This window comes from Micromonospora sp. NBC_01796, from assembly GCF_035917455.1.
GTDB lineage: Bacteria > Actinomycetota > Actinomycetes > Mycobacteriales > Micromonosporaceae > Micromonospora_G.
The window spans coordinates 4,479,161-4,497,239 of the sequence record NZ_CP109078.1; the positions used below are offsets into that span (position 1 = coordinate 4,479,161).

Annotated in this window: 16 protein-coding genes and 1 pseudogene; 11 read left to right on the forward strand and 6 right to left on the reverse strand. The window is 70.7% G+C overall.

Going from position 1 to position 18,079, the window contains the following annotated elements:
- The first annotated feature begins 55 nt into the window (after positions 1-55).
- From OIE47_RS20685 to OIE47_RS20695, 3 genes are read left to right on the forward strand one after another with little or no spacing between them, the layout of a single operon-like run.
- The gene (locus OIE47_RS20685) at positions 56-538 is read left to right on the forward strand and encodes a (2Fe-2S)-binding protein (RefSeq protein WP_326563184.1); all 483 of its coding nucleotides are present in this window, start codon (positions 56-58) and stop codon (positions 536-538) included.
- A complete protein-coding gene (locus OIE47_RS20690) occupies positions 525-1,544 on the forward strand; it encodes an FAD binding domain-containing protein (RefSeq protein ID WP_326556189.1) in 1,020 nt (339 codons plus the stop codon). Before OIE47_RS20685 ends, OIE47_RS20690 begins: the two co-directional genes overlap by 14 nt.
- Positions 1,541-3,778, forward strand: a complete 2,238-nt coding sequence (locus OIE47_RS20695; protein ID WP_326556190.1) for a xanthine dehydrogenase family protein molybdopterin-binding subunit — start codon at positions 1,541-1,543, stop codon at positions 3,776-3,778. Before OIE47_RS20690 ends, OIE47_RS20695 begins: the two co-directional genes overlap by 4 nt.
- A 9-nt stretch (positions 3,779-3,787) precedes the next feature.
- Here the strand turns inward: OIE47_RS20695 and OIE47_RS20700 are convergent, their stop codons facing one another.
- Positions 3,788-4,363 carry a MarR family winged helix-turn-helix transcriptional regulator gene (locus tag OIE47_RS20700; protein WP_326556191.1) on the reverse strand — a complete coding sequence of 192 codons (576 nt, stop codon included), beginning with the start codon at positions 4,361-4,363 and terminating at the stop codon, positions 3,788-3,790.
- Between the two features lie 156 nt (positions 4,364-4,519).
- Between OIE47_RS20700 and OIE47_RS20705 the strand changes: the two genes are divergently transcribed.
- Positions 4,520-5,179 carry an FMN-dependent NADH-azoreductase gene (locus OIE47_RS20705; RefSeq protein WP_326556192.1) on the forward strand — a complete coding sequence of 220 codons (660 nt, stop codon included), beginning with the start codon at positions 4,520-4,522 and terminating at the stop codon, positions 5,177-5,179.
- A 96-nt stretch (positions 5,180-5,275) separates the two neighbouring features.
- Here the strand turns inward: OIE47_RS20705 and OIE47_RS20710 are convergent, their stop codons facing one another.
- Positions 5,276-6,475 (reverse strand): low temperature requirement protein A, encoded by a 1,200-nt coding sequence (locus OIE47_RS20710; protein WP_326556193.1) that lies wholly within the window; start codon positions 6,473-6,475, stop codon positions 5,276-5,278.
- Between the two features lie 195 nt (positions 6,476-6,670).
- On the opposite strand from OIE47_RS20710, the gene OIE47_RS20715 reads away from it, so the two are divergent.
- The 3 genes from OIE47_RS20715 to OIE47_RS20725 all read left to right on the forward strand — a co-directional run bounded on the left by OIE47_RS20715 (position 6,671) and on the right by OIE47_RS20725 (position 9,114).
- Complete coding sequence (locus OIE47_RS20715; protein WP_326556194.1) at positions 6,671-7,375, forward strand: TetR/AcrR family transcriptional regulator; 705 nt, start codon at positions 6,671-6,673, stop codon at positions 7,373-7,375.
- 85 nt (positions 7,376-7,460) lie between these two features.
- Entirely contained in the window at positions 7,461-8,048 is a 588-nt protein-coding gene (locus OIE47_RS20720) for a SigE family RNA polymerase sigma factor (RefSeq protein ID WP_326556195.1), read from the forward strand.
- A complete protein-coding gene (locus OIE47_RS20725; protein WP_326556196.1) occupies positions 7,978-9,114 on the forward strand; it encodes a hypothetical protein in 1,137 nt (378 codons plus the stop codon). Before OIE47_RS20720 ends, OIE47_RS20725 begins: the two co-directional genes overlap by 71 nt.
- A gap of 127 nt (positions 9,115-9,241) precedes the next feature.
- On the opposite strand, the gene OIE47_RS20730 is transcribed toward OIE47_RS20725, so the two are convergent.
- The 3 genes from OIE47_RS20730 to OIE47_RS20740 form a co-directional block, all read right to left on the reverse strand.
- A complete protein-coding gene (locus tag OIE47_RS20730) occupies positions 9,242-10,477 on the reverse strand; it encodes an acyltransferase family protein (RefSeq protein ID WP_326556197.1) in 1,236 nt (411 codons plus the stop codon).
- A 173-nt stretch (positions 10,478-10,650) separates the two neighbouring features.
- Positions 10,651-12,057, reverse strand: a complete 1,407-nt coding sequence (locus OIE47_RS20735; RefSeq protein ID WP_326556198.1) for a glycosyl hydrolase family 18 protein — start codon at positions 12,055-12,057, stop codon at positions 10,651-10,653.
- 449 nt (positions 12,058-12,506) lie between these two features.
- Entirely contained in the window at positions 12,507-12,704 is a 198-nt protein-coding gene (locus OIE47_RS20740) for a CsbD family protein (RefSeq protein WP_326556199.1), read from the reverse strand.
- A gap of 187 nt (positions 12,705-12,891) precedes the next feature.
- Between OIE47_RS20740 and OIE47_RS20745 the strand changes: the two genes are divergently transcribed.
- Both OIE47_RS20745 and OIE47_RS38040 read left to right on the forward strand, forming a co-directional pair.
- Positions 12,892-13,665: an MBL fold metallo-hydrolase gene (locus OIE47_RS20745; RefSeq protein ID WP_326556200.1), complete on the forward strand. Its 774-nt coding sequence runs from the start codon at positions 12,892-12,894 to the stop codon at positions 13,663-13,665.
- The gene (locus OIE47_RS38040; RefSeq protein ID WP_442791974.1) at positions 13,662-14,219 is read left to right on the forward strand and encodes a DedA family protein; all 558 of its coding nucleotides are present in this window, start codon (positions 13,662-13,664) and stop codon (positions 14,217-14,219) included. The genes OIE47_RS20745 and OIE47_RS38040 overlap by 4 nt, the downstream gene beginning before the upstream one ends.
- Before the next feature lie 951 nt (positions 14,220-15,170).
- Here the strand turns inward: OIE47_RS38040 and OIE47_RS38045 are convergent.
- Positions 15,171-16,379: pseudogene (locus tag OIE47_RS38045) on the reverse strand (alkaline phosphatase family protein); the annotation flags it as partial.
- 442 nt (positions 16,380-16,821) lie between these two features.
- Between OIE47_RS38045 and OIE47_RS20760 the strand changes: the two are divergent.
- Together OIE47_RS20760 and OIE47_RS20765 are read left to right on the forward strand one after the other, a co-directional pair.
- On the forward strand, positions 16,822-17,634 hold the full coding sequence (locus tag OIE47_RS20760; RefSeq protein ID WP_326556202.1) for an MEDS domain-containing protein: 813 nt from the start codon (positions 16,822-16,824) through the stop codon (positions 17,632-17,634).
- Positions 17,631-18,071 (forward strand): ATP-binding protein, encoded by a 441-nt coding sequence (locus tag OIE47_RS20765; RefSeq protein WP_326556203.1) that lies wholly within the window; start codon positions 17,631-17,633, stop codon positions 18,069-18,071. The genes OIE47_RS20760 and OIE47_RS20765 overlap by 4 nt, the downstream gene beginning before the upstream one ends.
- The last annotated feature ends 8 nt before the right edge of the window (positions 18,072-18,079 follow it).

The window sequence follows — 18,079 nt, forward strand, 5'->3', positions numbered from 1 at the left end:
CGTCGGAGAGGTGGGGACCGCCGACACGGCGGTGGTACGCGGCCCGGGAGAAGTGATGATCACGCTCTCGGTGAACGGCGTCCCGCGTACGCTCCCGATCGAACCCCGGGTGAGCCTGCTCGACGCGCTACGCGACCGGCTCGACCTGACCGGCACCAAGAAGGGCTGCAACCAGGGCGCCTGCGGGGCCTGCACGGTCTGGGTGGACAAGCGCCGGGTGCTGGCCTGCCTCACCCTGGCGATCACCTGCGAGATGCGGGAGATCACCACGATCGAGGGGCTCGCCGGCGACGGCGAACTGCACCCGATGCAGACCGCGTTCATCGAACGGGACGCCTTCCAGTGCGGCTACTGCACCCCGGGACAGATCATGTCGGCGGTGGCCTTCCTCGCCGAGGGACACCAACCGGACGACCCGCAGATCAAGGAATGGATGAGCGGGAACCTGTGCCGGTGTGCGGCGTACCCGCACATCCGGGCCGCGATTCGCCAGGTACACGAGGCCAGCATCGCCGGGGGCAGCGATGCGGCCGGTTAGTTACTCCCGCGTCCCGGACGTCGCCACCGCCATCGGCGCGGTCAGCGCCGACCCCGACGGCACCTTCCTGGCCGGCGGCACCACCCAGGTCGACCTGCTCCGGATCTACGTCGAACAGCCGGGCCGGCTGGTCGACATCAACGACCTGCCGCTGCGCCAGGTCGAGTCGGTCGACGGCGGCGGGCTGCGGATCGGCGCGGTCGCCCGGATGAGCGACGTGGCCCAGGCACAGGTGGTCCGGCACGGGTTCCCGGTCATCTCCCAGGCGCTGCTGCTCGGTGCCTCCCCGCAACTGCGCAACATGGCCTCCATCGGCGGCAACCTGATGCAGCGGGTCCGCTGCGGTTACTTCCGCGACCTCGCCGCCGGCTGCAACAAGCGGGCACCGGGCAGCGGGTGCGCCGCGCTGCACGGCATCAACCGGGGTCACGCCATCCTCGGTACCAGCGAACGCTGCATCGCCACCCACCCGTCCGACCTGGCCGTCGCGCTGGTCGCGCTGGACGCGGTGGTGCACACCCAGAGCGCCTCCGGTGGGCGGGCGATCCCCGTCGACGACTTCTTCCTGCTGCCCGACGACACCCCGGAACGGGAGCACCCGCTCGACCACGGCGAGCTGATCGTGTCCGTCGAGGTGCCGGCCACGAGGTCCGCCGCCAGGTCGCTCTACCTCAAGGTCCGGGACCGGGAGTCGTACGAGTTCGCGCTGGTCTCGGTTGCCGTCGCGATCGACCTGCACGGCGGGGCGATCAGTGAGATCCGGCTGGCGCTCGGCGGTGTCGCGACCAAGCCGTGGCGGGCCCGGCAGGCCGAGCGGATGCTGATCGGGGCACCTCCCACCACGGAGAACTTCACCGCCGCCGCCCGGGAGGAGTTGCTGCCGGCGGTCCCGTACGGGATGAACGAGTTCAAGATCGAGCTGGCCCGGCGCAGCATAGTGCGCGCCCTGGAGGCGATCACCGCCGACAACTGGCAGACCGCCACGGCCACCGGAGGTACGGCATGAGCCCCGCCATCGGTCTCGCTCTCGACCGGGTCGAGGGACGGGCGAAGGTCAGCGGTACGGCCCGCTACACCGCCGAACTGGTGCTCCCCGGACTGGTGCACGCGGTCCTGGTCGGCGCCCGGATCCCCAGCGGCCGGGTGATCGGGATCGACACCGGGAAGGCGGAACGGGCCGAGGGGCTGATCGCCGTACTGAGCCACCTCAACCTGCCGCCCATCCCCGGAAAGCCGCGCCTGCTGCCCTCGCTGGTGGGGCTCGCCGCACCGGGGGAGAGCTTCTTCCCGATGCAGGACGAGGTGGTGCACTACGCCGGGCAGCCGGTCGCGATCGTCGTCGCCGACACCATCGAGCGGGCCGAACACGCGGCCAGCCTGCTCCGGATCGACTTCGCGGAACTGCCCGCCCACACCGTGCTCGACCAGGTACGCGACCAGGCGTACGAGCCGCAGCGGATCTTCGGCGGGATGCTGCCGGGTCGGAACTCCCGAGGGGACGTCGAGGCCGGGCTCGCCCAGGCGGAACACCGGATCGACCAGACGTACGCGTTCTCGCCCAACCACCACAACCCGATCGAGCCGTCGGCGACCACGGTGGTCTGGGACGACGTCGACCGGCTCACCGTCTACGACAGCACCCAGGGGCCGACCGCCACCCAAATGACCGTGTCCCACCTGCTCGGCCTGCCACCCGGGCAGATCAAGGTGATCAGCGAGTACGTCGGAGGCAGCTTCGGCTCCAAGGCGATGATCTGGCCGCACGTCACCCTGGCCGCGCTCGCCGCCCGCGAGGTGCGACGGCCGGTCCGGCTCGCCCTCAACCGGGAGCAGATGTTCCACTCCTGCGGCCACCGGGAGGAACAGGAACAGCGGATCACCATCGGCGCCCGCGCCGACGGCCGGCTGACCGCGCTGCGCCACCACAAGCTCTCGCTCACCTCGCCGTTCGACGACTGGGCCGAACCGTCGCTCCAGTCGCCCGGCATCTTCTACGACTGCGCGAACTACGAGGGCGTCTACCACCTCGCCCGGGGCAACACCATTACCCCGACCTTCATGCGCGCCCCCGGCGAGGCCTCCGGCATGTTCGCCCTGGAGTGCGCGATGGACGAACTGGCCGAGCTGGTCGACATCGACCCGGTCGAGCTGCGGCTGCGCAACCTCGCCGAGTCCGACCCGAGCACCGGCAATCCGTGGTCGAGCAGCGGCCTGCGGGAGTGTTACCAGCGGGCCGCCGAACTCTTCGGTTGGGACGGTCGGGACCGGGCACCGGGGACCCGGCGCGACGGGCAGTGGCTGATCGGTACGGGCATGGCCGGGGCGGCGTACCCGCACGCGGTGCCGCCCAACCAGCAGCGGGCCCGCGCCCGGCTCTACGCCGACGGCAGCGCGGTGGTCGAGGCGGGGGTGTCGGAGTTCGGGACCGGCGTCACCACCGCCATGCGGCAGGTCGCCGCGGACGGACTCGGCCTGCCCGTGGACCGGGTCCGGTTCGTCGGTGGCAGCAGCGACCTGCCGAACATCACCGCCGCGGTCGGGTCCGCCGGCACCGGCGCGGTCAGCGCCGCCGTGCACCTGGCAGTCACCGAACTGCGTACCCAACTGATCGCGCGGGCCGTCGCCGACCAGCGGTCACCGTTGCACGGGGCGGACCCGGGGACGGTGACGGTGGAGGACGGCCGGATGCGGCTGCACGACCGGGCCGAGGTCGGCGAGACGTACGCGGAGATGCTGGCCCGGGGCATGACACCCGACGTCGAGGCACTCGGGGTGTGGACCCCGCCGCCACTGACCACCCCGTACGGCATGCACACCTTCGGGGCGCAGTTCGCGGAGGTCGCCGTCGATGCCGACCTGGGCCTGGTCCGGGTACGCCGGATGGTGGGGGTGTTCGCACCCGGTCGGGTGCTGAACCGGAAGACCGCGCACAGCCAGTTGATGGGCGGGATGTTGTGGGGGATGAGCCAGGCACTGCTGGAGGCCACCCTGATGGACCCGCGTACGGGCCGGTGGGCGAACCCGAGCTTCGGCGACTATCTGATCCCGGTGAACGCCGACGCGCCGGACGTGGTGGTGGAGACGATCGAGGTCACCGACACCGTGGTCAACCCGCTCGGGGTGAAGGGGGTCGGTGAGATCGGGATCGTCGGTGCCGCCGCCGCGATCGCGAACGCCGTACACCACGCGACGGGGCGGCGGATCCGCAAGCTGCCGATCAGCCTGGAGGATCTGCTGTAGGCGGGCCGGTCAGGTGCGGCGGGGGTGGCGGCGTGGGCGCGGGCCCCGGTCTTCGCTGATCTCCTCCACGACCTGGCAGGCGTTGTTGACCGGGTCGAGCTGGTCCGCGTGGATCGCCACCTGCTGGAGCAGGCTCTTGAAGGTCTCCTGGTCGCCGCCGAGGACCGAGAGGATGTCCGCCTCGGCCTTGGCGAAGGCGTTCTGCCGGTCCTGCCAGAGGGTCTGCCCGGCCTCGGTGGCGACCACCCGGCGGCTGCGCCGGTCGGCCGGGTCGGGCTGGCGGGAGACGAGTCCGGCGGCTTCCAGGTCGTCGATCAGGTAGGTGAGCACGGTCCGGTCGATGCCCAGTTGCGCGGCCAGGGCGCCCTGGTTCATGGCGAGGTTCTGGCTCGCCGACGCGACGACCTGGTAACCGCGGGGACCACCGGGCACGTCGTTGACGATCTCCTCCACCGCTCGCAGGTAGCGCCGGAGGATCACCCCGAGGGTCCACCCGAAGTCGTCCTTGAGCAGCTCGGCAGCGATCTGCTCGCTGCGGTCGGCAGACCCTGGAGCGCGCTGGGCGGTAGCTGCATCGTGGGGCACGGGACCAGTGTACCCACGGCGAAGATAATCTGTTAACAAGATGTTCTTGGGTGCCATAGTGTTGTAATCAAGATGATATAAGTCACAGCCTGGCGGATGGGGAGATGTTCTGTGCTTAATTTAATCGTCAACGCAGAACATCTTCTGGAGGTAGTAGTGAGCTTGTTCCGACTCGACTCGAGCATCCTTGGCGAGCGGTCCACGAGCCGCGCGGTCGCCGACACGGCCGAGAAGGCCTGGAGCCGCACCCACCCGAACGGCCGGATCGTCCGGCGCGACCTGGTCACGTCGCCCATCTCGGCGGACGTCTGGACCACGGCGGTCTCGGCCGGCTTCGTCCCCGCCGACCAGCGCACCGACGAGCAGGCTCGGGCCAAGGCGCTCGTCACGTCGCTGGTGGACGAGCTGCTCGACGCCGAGGCGTACCTGCTCGCCGTCCCGCTCTACAACTACGGCGTCTCCCAGCACGTGAAGTCCTGGATCGACCTGCTCCTGACCGACCCCCGGATCCAGGGTGCGGCCACGCCGCCGCTGGCCGGACGCCCGGCGGCACTCGTCACCACCCGCGGCGGCGGCTACGGCCCCGGAACTCCCCGCGAGGGCTGGGACCACGCCACCCCCTACTACCGCCGGATCTTCGGCGACCTGCTCGGGCTGGACCTGCACGTGAGCGAGGTCGAGCTGACCCTGGCGGAGTCCAACCCCGCGATGGCCGAGCTGCGCGACCTGGCCAAGCAGCAACTGGAGGCAGGCCACTCCTCCGCCGGCAAGCACGGCGAACTGCTCGCCCAGCACGTCCTCAGCCAGGCACGCTGACGTACGTCCTCGGGTCATGCCCCCGCGCCCGGTTCGGGCGCGGGGGCAGCGGCGGTTGACCACCACCCCTGCCAACGCCGGCGGCGGACGCGACCGTCAGGTGGGTGGGGTGGGGGTTTCCGGCACGGTCCGGCCGCGCGACCGGAGCGCGTCCGCGATCGCCACCCCGGCCAGTACGCCCGCGGCGGCGGCGCTGACCCCCAGCGGCGGTACGTGCAGCAGGCCCGGCACCAGCAGGGCCAGCGCGATCAGTCCGCCGATGCGGGACCAGGACACCCGGGCGAACACCTGGTATTCGAACTGGGACCGGCCGGCGAGGAAGAGCGCGGGACCGCCGAGGATGGTGTAGAGCCAGACCGGGGTGGTGTGCCCGAGCGGGTGGGCGATGGAGAGCTCGTAACCGACCGCGGTGAGCACGATGCCGGCGATCATGAACAGGTGCGAGAAGGACATCGACCGTCCGAACCGGCCCGGCTGCCGGGCCGTGGTGATCGCCAGCGGCAGCAGGTGACCGGCCTGGTGGAAGTAGACCCGCCAGATCAGCACGCTGGTCAGGAACGCGACCAGGAACGCGGTGGTCCGGTCGATGGCGAAGCTGGACCCGCTGAAGGTCAGCCCGATCACCAGGATCGACTCGCCCAGGGTGATCAGGAGGAACTGCTGGTAGCGCTCGGCCAGGTGCTCGCCGGCGATCGGGGTGTCGGTGGTGAGCGCCCGGCCCAGCACCGGGAGGGGCCAGCCCGCGATGGCCCCGCCGTAGTCGAGCAGGATGGCGATGGTCCAGAGCACCCCGCGTACGGCGACGTCGTCGACGACCCCGCCGAGCAGCCAGGGCACCGCGCTGAGTCCGAGCCAGACCGACACCCGGACCCCGACGTCGCGTGCCGCCCGGTGGGCGAAGAAGAGGAACACCGTACGGCCGATCTGGATCGTCACGTACGCCCCGGCGAAGATGATCGCCCGTTCGCCGAAGCCCTTCGGCACCGCGACCGCCATCACCATCGCGCCGAACATGGTGCCGACCACCACGAGTTGGATCGCCGGCTGGTCCGGGTCGAGCCGGCTCGTGATCAGCGAGGTGAACGTCCAGATCAGCCAGAGGGCCAGGAAGAGCAGCAGGGTCTGGCCGGCCTCGGACAGCAGGATCCGCCGCTCGGAGTTGAAGTCCGTGATCAGCCGTTGCGAGATCCGGGTCAGCGCGAAGACGAAGACCAGGTCGAAGAAGAGTTCGAGGAACGTGGCCCGTTGTGAACTCTCCGCGTCACGGAGCAGGCCGGCCTCCCCGGCACCGGTCACGGGGCGGCCATGCCGAAGACGTGCACGGCGCCCCCTCACCGATCGGCGATGTCCCAGTCCCAACGAGCCAGGACCCGTACGGACGTTGGGCCGCCTGCCGGTCGGTGGGCTGCGCCGGATCGGGCAGGTTCTGCTGTCATCTAACGATCCTCTGGTCTCCTAACAAGAGACCAGGGGTCTGCTAGCCTGGCCGGCATGGCTGACGAGGTGGTCGGGTTCCAGCGGGCACGCCGTCCGGAGCAGGTGAAACTCCGTCGCAACACCATCCTCGACACGGCCGCGGCGATGCTCGCCGAACGACCCGTGGCGGAGATCAGCCTGCGGGAACTCAGCGACCGGGTGGGTCTGGCGAAGTCGAACGTCCTGCGCTACTTCGACAGCCGCGAGGCGATCTTCCTCGAGGTGCTGGACGCCACGTGGACCACCTGGCTCGACGGTGTCGAGGTCGAGTTGGGGGCGGCCGTCGAACCGGGGAACCCGGCGCCGTACCAGCGGGAGACCCGGGTCGCGACCCTGATCGCCGACTCGCTGTCGAAACAACCCCTGCTCTGCGAGCTGATCAGCACCATGGTCGGCACCCTGGAACGGAACATCTCGCTCGACTCCGCCCGTACGTCCAAACGCCGGGCCGCCGCGAACACCGACCGCCTCACCGACCTCGTACGGGCACAACTGCCCCACCTGGGTCGCCCGGCAGCCGCGCACTTCGCCGGGGCGGCGCTTGTTCTCGTCGCCGGCCTCTGGCCCTCCGTGGCCCCCACCGAAGCCGTCGCCACCGTCACCGCCGAACTGGGTGCCCCACCCGCCGAGGTCTCCTTCCCGCACGACCTCCGCGAAGCCCTGGCCAACCAGCTCATCGGACTGTCAGTACGGGCCACGCTCGCGCCCGAGCACCCGTAGACCGGGTTCGCCAACTTTTTCCCCGGTTGGTGCAACCAGCCGGCCACCCGCGCCCGTCTTTGGGCGACGAAAGGAGCCGGGACGGGTGAGAGAGCAGGACGAGGAGGACTTTCGGCAGTTCGTCACCGCGCGGATGGACTCGTTGCGCGGGGTCGCGTACCTCACGTGCGGTGACTGGCACCGTGCCGAGGATGCGGTCTCGAACGCGCTGACCAAGCTCTACACGCGCTGGGGCCGGGTCAGCTCGCCGCACAGCTACGCGTACCGGATGGTCGTCCGGGCCGCGATCGACGAGGTGCGGCGGCCCTGGCGACGGGAGCGCTCCGCCGGCCACACAGTGGTGGAGCAGGCCGAGTCCGACCGGTCCGACGTGGTCGCCGAGCGACTCCGGATCCAGGCCGCGCTGCGCCGGGTGCCACCGGGTCAGCGCGCGGTGCTGGTGCTGCGCTTCTTCGAGCAGCTCAGCGTCGAGGAGGTGGCCGAGGTGATCGGGCGCAGTCCGGGGACGGTCAAGAGTCAGACCGCGCGGGGTCTGGCGACCCTGCGCTCGGTCTTGTCCGCGCAGGACGTCACGTTCGTTACAGGGGAAGGAGACGGAGAGAATGACAAGCGATCTGCACCAGTTGTTGACCACCGCGCAGTCGGACCAGCCGGCCGCGTCGTACACCGTTGACGACATCGTCGCGGCCGGACGTCGGCGTCGCAGCCGGCGGAAGTTCGGGCAGTGGACCGGGGCGACCGGCGGCCTCGCGGTCGTCGCGGTAGCCGTGGCCCTCGTCTCCCAGACGGGCACCGCGACCCCCGGCCGTGCGCCGGTGAACACGGCGGATGCCGGGCTCGCCGCGGCGGGGGCGGGAAGTGCCACCGCCGGGCCGACGCCGCTGACGTACACGTTCGCCGGCTACCGGGTCGGCGACTTCCGGGTCACCGACCCGTCGATGGCCACCCCCGGATACCAGAGTTCCATGATCTTCCAGGACAACGTGTACGTCGGCGACGGTCCGCCGATCGAGGACCACCTCGGCACGATGACGGTCTACCGTCCGGGGGTCTTCCGGCCGGACCTGTTCCGCGCCGGCACGCCGATCACCGTCGGCGGACGCCCCGGCTTCCAGACGGAGCTGCCGCGGAAGATCAGGGTGGGCAGCGGCGACCCGAACAGTCGTGAGGTGATCACCAAGCCCATCTCCGCTCCCGCCGTCGCCTGGCAGTACGGCGACGACGCCTGGGCGGTCATCGAGGCGCACGGGATCGGCCAGCGGAGCCTGCCGGTCACCGCGATCCGGCAACTGGCGGACGCGTTCCGGACCGCCGCACCGGCGCCGGTCCGGACGCCGTACGAGATCACCTACGTGCCGGCGGGGTGGCAGTTGGTGGCGGCGGGCAGCCACAACCTCATTCTCGGCGACGACGCGATCTCCCGGGTGGTGCTGGTCCGTACCGGCACCTCGTTCGACGCGCTGACCGCGCCGCTCAACTTCGAGGACGGGACGACGCCGACCGTGCAGATCATGGTCGCGCGGTCGGGCACCGAGGGTCCGTACCCGCACCCGGTGACGCCGGCCTGCCCGGAGGGGCAGTTCTTCTGCGACCTGCCGATCGGTACCAGCGGCTACTACGTCGAGGTGCACGACCAGTCGAGCACCCTGTCCGGCACGGAGATCCGGAAGATCGCCGACGGCCTGGTCTTCGCGACCGTCGACCAGCCGAACACCTGGCACGACGCAGTGACCGGCTGATTCCCGGCTGCCGGTGCCCCTACCGGCGGCGACAACGGGCCGGAGCCAGGGAAAATCCCACGGCTCCGGCCCGTTGTGCGTCTTGACCGGGCCGCCGGAACAGACCTTCCGGCGCACCGCCCCGGTTCTAGTCGGCGCGTTCCGGCAGCCGGTCCGCCCCGTCGAACGAGCCGGTGAAGGTCGAGGGACCGGCGGCCCGGCCGGCGACCACCGGCTCGTCGGTGCGGCGTTCCGGCTCCACGCCGTCCGCCCGGCGGATGTCGGCGAAGGCCCGGCGCAGCGACGTCCGCAGGGCGCGGCCCACCGGCTGTTCGACCAGGCGGTGGATGACGTACCCGACGGCGAGGACGGTCGCGACGGTCAGCACCAGCAGGACCGCGTCCGGGAGACGTCCGTGCAGTTTCCGGAGAATCGCGTACGCGAGGAAGAAGTGGACCAGATAGACCGGGTACGTGAGTGCGCCGATCGTGGTCGACCCGCGCCAGCGCAGCCAGGAGAACCACCCGAGGGCAATGGCTGTCATGACGGCGAAGAACACGGTCAGCAGCACGAGTGCGACGTTGAACCGCATCGGCACCTGGTGTTCGGCGAACACGATCCGCAGCGAGTTCGTGCTGAATATCCACGACGCCACGAGCATGCCCCACAGGAGCGGGTTGGGGCCGAACCGGTGCATCAGGTAGAGCACGATGCCGGCGACGAAGAAGTAGGTGTAGGTCGGTTCGAGAACGGTGGAGAGAATCCCGATGTTCTTGACCTGTACGAGGAGCGAGGCGGTCGTCCAGAGGAGGCAGAAGGCGACCACGCGTCGGTAGGTCAGGCCGAGCCGTACCACGATGGCGAAGAGCAGGTAGAACTTCAGTTCCACGAGCAGCGTCCAGTACACGGTGTCGATGTTCGGGACGCCGAGCAGGCCCTGCACCATGGTGAGGTTCGCGAGTACGGCGACCGGCGACGGACGTTCTGCGGCGGGCCACCAGAGCGTCAGCAGTGCCGTCGTGAGCAGCACCGCCAGGACGTACGCGGGCATGAGCCGGGTGACCCGGGAGATGAAGAACTCACTGGCGGACCGACCCCAGGAACTCATGCAGATGACGAACCCGCTGATGATGAAGAACAGGTGTACGCCCATCCAGCCGTACCGGAAGCCCTGGGCGATCAGGCGACCGAAGTAGGCGTCGGCGTCGACGCCGTAAACGAACTCCACGATCGGGATCAGGTGGTAGCCGAGGACCATTATGGCGGCGGAGAAGCGCAACAGGTCCAGCACGTACAGTCGCTGGTTCGTTGGTTTGCCCGTTTTTGTCGCGGTGGCCGCTGGTACGGCTATTCCTCGGGTGGCGTCCTCGATGGTCGCTGTCACTGGTCGCCGCCCTCCGCTTACTACCCGGCCCGCTTCGAAGCAGCACACTAGAGGCGCCGCCGGCTTTGCCACAACCCGACTTGACCACCGGGTGAACCGGGAAGCAGCGGAGCCCCGGTCGACCTGTACGGGTCGACCGGGGCTCCGCCGAGCGGGGCCTTCCTTCAGTCAGGTCAGGGGAGCTGCCAGATCTGGTTGCTCGTGTTGTAGCAGTCCCAGATCTGGAGCCGGGTGCCGTCGGCGGTGTTCTTGTCCGTGATGTCGAGGCACTTGTTGGACGCCGGGTTGATCAGCGTGCCGTTGCTCTGGCCCCGCCAGACCTGGGCGCCGCTGCCGTTGCAGTCCCAGAGCTGGATCTTGGCGCCGTTGGTGGTCGACGCGCTGGTGACGTCCATGCACTTGCCCAGGCCCCGGATGGTGCCGTCGGTGCTGACCGTCCAGCGTTGCGCGGTGCTGCCGTTGCAGGTGTAGAGCTGGATCGCGGCGCCGTTGGCGGTGCTGGCCGCCGCGATGTCGACGCACTTGCCGGCCAACCCGGTGATCTGACCGGTACGGCCGGTGGGCGGCGGCGTGGTGCCACCCATCACCGTGTCGTAGATCGCGCTGACCAGCGAGGTCGAGGTGTTCGTGTCCTGGGACAGCTCCCAGTTCATCATGCCGCCGGCGTTCGCCAGGGCCCACTGGGTCTTGCGCTTCACCGTCGGGATGCCGTTGTAACACTGCTGGGCGCCGTTGGCGGTGGTGCAGTCCCGGTTGGCGTTCGCCGGGTCCAGCGCGACGAGCTGGGTGTAGGTGAGGTAACCGGGGCGGCTGTAGAACGGCACGCCGAGGACCGTCTTGCTCGCCGGCAGGCCGCGGTTCTTCCAGCCCTGGGCGTTGCTGATCGACCAGTCGTAGTTCGCGTGCGGCTCACCGCCGTCGTACAACATGATGTTGAGGAAGTCGACGTAGCCGAAGACGGCCGGCTGGATGCCGTTGGCGGTGCCGCCACCCGAGACGACGGCGGCCGTGAGCAGCTTGCCGCGGCTGTGCATCGCGGTGCTGAGCTGAGACATGAGCAGGGTGTAGTTGTTGGCCGAGGTGCCCGGGTCGGGGTACTCCCAGTCGATGTCGACGCCGTCGAGGCCGTACTGGTTGACGAAGTTGACCATGTTGTTGACGAACGTCGTACGGGTGCCGGAGTTGGCCGCCAGCGCCTCGAAGGCGGAGTCGTTGCCGTCGTTCCAGCCGCCGACCGCGATCAGCACCTTGACGTTGTTGGCGTGCCCGAGCGAGACCAACTGCTGGAGCTTGCCCGGCTGGTCGACCGCCTGGAGGCTGCCGTTGGAGTTGGGCAGTACGAACGAGTAGTTGATGTGGGTCAACTTGTTGTACTGGATGTTCGCCACGTTGCCGGCCCACGAGGGCATGTAGCCGACGCTCTTGAAACCGTTGGGCAGGACCGCGGCGGCGGCCGGGGAGGCCGGCGCCACGGCGGTCACCGAGCCGGCGAGCGCGGTCACGAGAGCGAGCGCTCCGGTGAGGAGTCGGGACTTGCGAGTCCGCCCGGTTGGGCTGGAAGCGGGGGATGTGTCGGACATGTTTGACCTTTCGCGGCGTACACGCCATCGGCCCCACGCCAGGCGGGGCGGTGTCTTCGAGCGCTCGGCCGACCAGGGCCCGGGGCCGGATCGAGGCGGGGGTTTGGGGGTACTGCGTGGTGCTTCGCCTCAGGTGGCTGAAAGCTTAGGAAACTTAACTATTAAAAGTCAATGGATGTGAATTCCTCGAACCCGACGGCGGCGGGTACGTGCGGGGCAGAGCGTGCGCTACGCGGAGTCGCTACGGAGTGGACTCGACGCGGTGAGCGACGGCGAACACGGCCCTCGGGCCGACGACGATCACCCGCAACCCGGGCGCGGGTGCGGGTGCGATCGGGACCTGGCACGGTCGACCCCCGAGGCGTACCCGGTGCGGTCGACGGACGCGAAAAAGCCGGGTGGGGTGCTCCGAAATCGGAGCACCCCACCCGGCAGATCAGATCTGGACGTCAGGGGTTACGCAGTGCGTCCCTGGTGTCGTGGGCGGCGTCCTTGACGTGGTCGCCGGCCTGCTTCATCTGCGCCTCGGTACGCTGCGCGGCGCCCTCGGCCTGCAGACGCTCGTTGTCGGTGGCGTCGCCGACCTTCTCCTTGACGGTGCCGGTGACTTCCTCGGCCTTGTGCTTGATCTTGTCGCCAACGCTCACGGTGTCCTCCAAGTTTCGCTTCGAACAGTTTCGGTCTCCGCTGCCGGCATTAGTGCCCAGGACCGTCGGCGACGAAACACCCCCGCAACACGAGTGCCCGAGGACACCGCGGCACGAGCGACCCGAGGACACCGGTACGCGAGCGCCCCGAAAGCCCGGTTCCGGGCCGAGCCCGTACGGTGGCGGGGTGACATCCACGGTCAAGGTCACCTGGTGGGGGCACAGCACGGCCTGGATCGAGGACTCCGGGGTCCGGCTGCTGACCGACCCCGTCCTGCGTGACCGGGTCGCCCACCTGCGCCGGATGCGGGGGCCGACCCCGAAACTGCCCGGCGACCCGGACGCCGTACTCGTGTCGCACCTGCACGCCGACCACCTCGACGTCGCGTCGCTGCGCCGGCTGCCGGACCGGGTCGCGCTGATCGTGCCCGCCGGATCGCGCCCGTTCCTGCGGCGGCGGATGGGTACGGCCGCCGCCTCCCGCGCGGTGGAGCTGGCGCCCGGCGAGGAGTTCCGGCTCGACGCGATCACCGTCCGGGCCGTCCCGGCGGCGCACGACGGCGGCCGTGGCCCCTGGTCACGGCACCGGGCGATGGCGATCGGCTACACCGTCCACGGCGAGGCCAACACCTGGTTCGCGGGCGACACCGGACTCTTCGACGGCATGGCCGACCTCGGGCCGCTCGACCTGGCCCTGGTCCCGGTCGGCGGCTGGGGGCCGACGCTGGGGCTCGGTCATCTCGACCCGGTACGGGCGGCCGAGGCCGTACGACTGGCCGCCCCCCGGTACGCGGTACCGGTGCACTTCGGCACATTCTGGCCCGCCGGGCTGGTCTTCCGCCGGGGCATGTTCCACGAGCCCGGCCGACGGTTCGTCGAACACGTCGCCACCGCCGCACCCGGCACCCGCGTCACCGAACTGCAACCCGGGGAGACGCTGACGGTGGACCCGGCACCGTGAACAACGCCATCGGGGTGCTGACCTCCCTCTTCGCGCTGGTGGCCTTCGGCGCCGTGCTTCCCGTCGTACCGACCGGTGCCGCGGTCAGCGCGGCGGCGGCGCTCGCCTTCCACCAGCACTCGCTGATGGTCGTCCTGGTGGTGCTCGCCGGTGCCGCGGGCGCGTATCTCGGCGACGCCGTCACCTACGTCGCCTGCCGGTACGGCGGGGAGAAGCTGGCCCGCCGGCTGCGGTGGCTGCGCAACGGGCAGCGGCTCGACGGCCTCGCCGCGCGGCTGCGCGAGCGCGAGGTGTCGGTGCTGCTGATCTCCCGGCTGGTTCCCGGCGGGCGGATCCCGGTGCTGCTCACCATCGCCCTGGCCGGTCTAGGCTGGCGGCGCTTCGCGCTGGCCAACGCCCCGGCCTGCGGGCTCTGGTCGGTGGTCTACGCCGCCTTCGGAGTGCTCGGCGGTTCGATCTTCCCCGAGCCCTGGCAGGGAGTCCTGGTCGCGGTGGTCATCGTGCTGGTGGTCACCCAGGTCGTCGCACTCGTCCGGCGCCGCTCCGGCGACTGACCGGCCGACGGCCGACACCTGCGCCGGTACGACGGCCAGGTCCGGAACCACCGCCAGCTCCGTGGTCACCAGGTGGTCCGGTACGACCTTGTCCTCCGGTACGGCCTCCTCGCGCAACCCGAGCTGGTGCAGCCAGGTCACCAGTTGCCGGTGTACGGCGACCGGGCCGTCCAACGGCTCCTCGGCGACCGGCCACTCGGCCGGGTGGAGCAGGAACGCGTCGGTCTGCCAACCGCCGAGCCCGCCGTGGCTGCCGACCAGCTCCTCGAACGCGGCCACCTCCTCGGTGCCCGAGTCGACCGCGCTGATCAGCACCAGGTCGCCGACGTGCTCGACCTCCTGGTGCCGCAACAGGTCGGCGCGTGCCCTCGGCCCGTACGCGGACAGCGGGTCCTCACCGCTGACCCGCCCGTCGCGCAGGTGGTGCTCGCCCCGGTTGCCGATCGCCACCGGACCGGTCCCGTCGTCGACCACCACCAGCCCGATGCCGGGGTGCGCGGCGAGACCGTCCACCAGCCCCGGATAGGCGGCGTCGATCTCCGTACGGGTGGGTTTGCCGGGGTGCCGGGTGAAGTAGATCATCGCGAGGTTGCCGGAGGCGACCACCAGCACGTCCGTACTGGAGATCTCGTGCGCCTCGCCCGCGCCGGCCAGCCCGATCGGCGACTTGCGTTCGCCGGCCGGGCCGAGGGTCACCTCCCGGTCGACGGTGCGGGACCGGACGGCGGCACGGGTCGCGGCAGCCCCGGCCCCCGGCCGACCGCTGATCTCGGTGAGCAGGGTGTTCACCGGTCCCCACGGCTCGACCGGCCCGGTCGCCGCCGACGCGGTACGGTCCGCCCGAGCCGACCCGTTCACCTCGCTCCGGCCGGTCTTCGCCCCGCCGGCCGTGGCCGGGGCGTCGGCCTGTGCCCGACCGGAGCCGTTCACGATCCGGTCCACCGTCTGGGCCAGCGACTCGCCGTAACGCTGGCGGAAGGTCTCGCCCTGGCTCTGGCCGTGGTCGGAGAGGACCACCAGGTGATAGGTGCGGTCGGCCTCGGCGGAGAGCCGCTCCAGCACGCCGAGGACCTGGTCGAGCCGGCCGAGGGCGTCCAGCGACTCCGGCCGGGCGGGACCCGCGTGGTGGGCGACCTCGTCGTAGTCGACGAAGTCGCAGAAGATCACCGGGGCGCCCAGCGCCATCTGCTCGGCGATCAGCGAGACGTTCATGTCGCGCAGCATCCCGGCGAGCGGGCGCAGCACCAGGAACGCCCCGGACCGGCTGACCCGGGGCCGGATGTCGCGCAGCCGCTGCCCACGGGCCTGGTGCAGCTCCTTCAGGATCCGGCCCAGGCCCAGCACGATCGCGCGGGCGAACCCGTACGGGCTGATCATGAATTCGGCGTACCCACGGGACGACCGGCCGGGCAGGGTGGCCCGGCTGACCGTGAACAGGGTGGCCGGGGCATCGCCGGAGAAGACGTTGCTGATGCTGACGCCGCCGTACCGGAGCAGCCCCGCACCGTCGGTGATCTGGCGCTCGACCTCGGCCGCGTCCCGTGGCCGGTTGGCCACCATCAGCCGGCCGGTCCCCTTGTCGTACCAGCGGAACGCCGGCACCGACCGGTCGTCGCCGTGCAGGATCCCGGCCTGCGCGCCGGGTGTGGTCGCCGGCAGCCCGGTGTGCCAGGTGCCCAACCGGTGGCTGCGCACCCGCAGCCACCGGCCGATGTTCGGCAGGTTCCCGGCGTGGATCGCCCAGCGCAGCAGCGGAGCCGACACCCCGTCGAGCTGCACGACGAGCAGCCCCTCGCCGCGCGCCGCCGTACCCCGTTTCTGGGCCGCCCGGCTGACCTTGTGCATCAGCCGCAACGCCTCGCTGACAAAGGCGTCGTCGGTGCCCGAATCGGTCAGCCAGCTCACGATCGCGGCCAGCGCCACCGCGAACCAGGACGCCGCGAAGGCGGCCGGCAGACCGGACAGGTCCGCGTCCGGGGCGAGCCGCAGCGCCACGTACAGGATGATCGTCTGCAGGCTGGCGCCGACGATCATCGCGCCCAGCCCGCCGAGCACGGTCGCCAGCGCCAGGAGCAGCGGTCGCAGCAGGGCCCCGACGATCGCGACCAGGACGACCACCCAGAGGATCGCGGTCAGCCCGTTCACGTCGATGCCCGGCATCAGCCAGAGCGTGCCGGCGAGCACGACGAACGAGGTGACCGCGCTGCGCAGCAGGCCGGTCACCCGGGCCAGGGTCGGGCGCCAGGACCGCAGCTCCCGCAGCACGAGTCGCACCCGACCGGGCCGGGGCGGGCTCGACGGGCGGGCGGGGGTGGGGGCGGTCACCGCCCCACCTTGGCACAGTGGCGCAGCCCGGAGTCCGGTGGCGAGGTACGGGCCCGGCTCGATGTGACCAGTGCAACAGCCGCCCGCTCGCGGCGCCGCCGCGACGGTGACGCCACCCCATCCCGATCGACCGGGAATTCCGCCCGGCGCGCGGCCCTGAGGTGACGGGTACGCCGCCGGGCCTTACGGTGAGTCCAGCTTCATCACGGTACGAAGGCGGGGCTGAATGGCCGAGGCTGTCCGGGTAGACGAGCTCACGCTCGGGGATCACGGGTGTTTGACCTTTTCCGACCCACAGGAGCGGCTCGATCTGCTGGCCGCGTTCGTCCGTGACGGCCTGCGCCAGGGGCAGAAGGTCCTGTGCTGGACCGACTCGGTCGACCCGGAGCAGTTGGGCCGCCAGTTGGTGGCCCGGTCGGTGCGTACCGGCGGGGCGGTCCGGCGCGGGCAACTGCGGTTCGCCCCGGTCGAGGCGACGTTGCTGGACGGCCGGCAGGCGGACGCGCAGCAGATGGTCGACCTGCTCGCCGAACAGCTCGACCTCGCCGGACGGGAGGGATATCCGGGACTGCGGGTCACGGCCGACATGTGCTGGGCCACCCGACCGCTCACCGCTCCCGAGGAACTGCTCACCTTCGAACAGGAGGTCGGCGCGTTGTTCGCCGACGGCCGGCTGTGCATGATCTGCCAGTACGACCGGGAGCGGTTCGACGCCGTCACCCTGGCCTTCGCCGCCAAGGCCCATCCGCGTACGGTCGCGGCGCTGGCGTACCACGACGACGCGCTGCTGCGTATCTGCCGCCAGTACAGCCCGCCGGGGATCCGGATCGCCGGCGAGTTGGACTACCAGCACCTGGACGAGCTCAACCGGGCGCTCACCGAGACGGTACGGCTCGACCGGCACCCGTACGTGAACCTGACCGGGCTGGACTACATCGACGCCGCCTGCGCGTCGGCGATCGCCCACGCCGCGCTGAAGCTGCCCGGCACCCGGCGGATGACCGTCACCTGCCGTGGTCTCGTACACAAGATGATGGACCTGGTCGGGTCGGACGGCACCGGCCGACTCAGGGTGACAGCGGTCCGATGAGCGGCCCCGACCCGCGTACGGCCGCCTCGGAGCTGGGGGAAGTCCCCGCGCCGGAGGAGGTCACGCTCGACCACTCCTTCGACGGCGACGGCCTGTACGGCATGCGGGCCACCATCGCCGCGCACGCCGAGCGCCTCGGTGTGGACGACGAGCAGTTGCAACAGTTGCTGATCGTCGCGGGTGAACTGGCGAGCAACGCGGTTCGTCACGGCGGCGGTAGCGGACGGCTGCGCCTCTGGCGGGCGGACGGCCGCATCCACTGCCAGGTTCGGGACGCGGGGCCGGGCATCGACGAGGCGGCCACCGGGACCACGCAGCCCGCGGCCACCCAGATCGGTGGCCGGGGCCTCTGGATCGTACGGAGCCTGAGCGCCGCCATTTCGATTACCAACAACGATCCCGGCACCACCGTCACGGCGGTCATCGGCCCCGGCTGACGCGGGGT

Bases quoted from the DNA above. Each gene is read 5' to 3' on its own strand.
- OIE47_RS20695 (WP_326556190.1), top strand. From the start codon at position 1,541: ATGAGCCCCGCCATCGGTCTCGCTCTCGACCGGGTCGAGGGACGGGCG.
- OIE47_RS20690 (WP_326556189.1), top strand. From the start codon at position 525: ATGCGGCCGGTTAGTTACTCCCGCGTCCCGGACGTCGCCACCGCCATC.
- OIE47_RS20735 (WP_326556198.1), bottom strand. From the start codon at position 12,057: ATGTCCGACACATCCCCCGCTTCCAGCCCAACCGGGCGGACTCGCAAG.
- OIE47_RS20715 (WP_326556194.1), top strand. From the start codon at position 6,671: ATGGCTGACGAGGTGGTCGGGTTCCAGCGGGCACGCCGTCCGGAGCAG.
- OIE47_RS20725 (WP_326556196.1), top strand. From the start codon at position 7,978: ATGACAAGCGATCTGCACCAGTTGTTGACCACCGCGCAGTCGGACCAG.
- OIE47_RS20765 (WP_326556203.1), top strand. From the start codon at position 17,631: ATGAGCGGCCCCGACCCGCGTACGGCCGCCTCGGAGCTGGGGGAAGTC.
- OIE47_RS20685 (WP_326563184.1), top strand. From the start codon at position 56: ATGATCACGCTCTCGGTGAACGGCGTCCCGCGTACGCTCCCGATCGAA.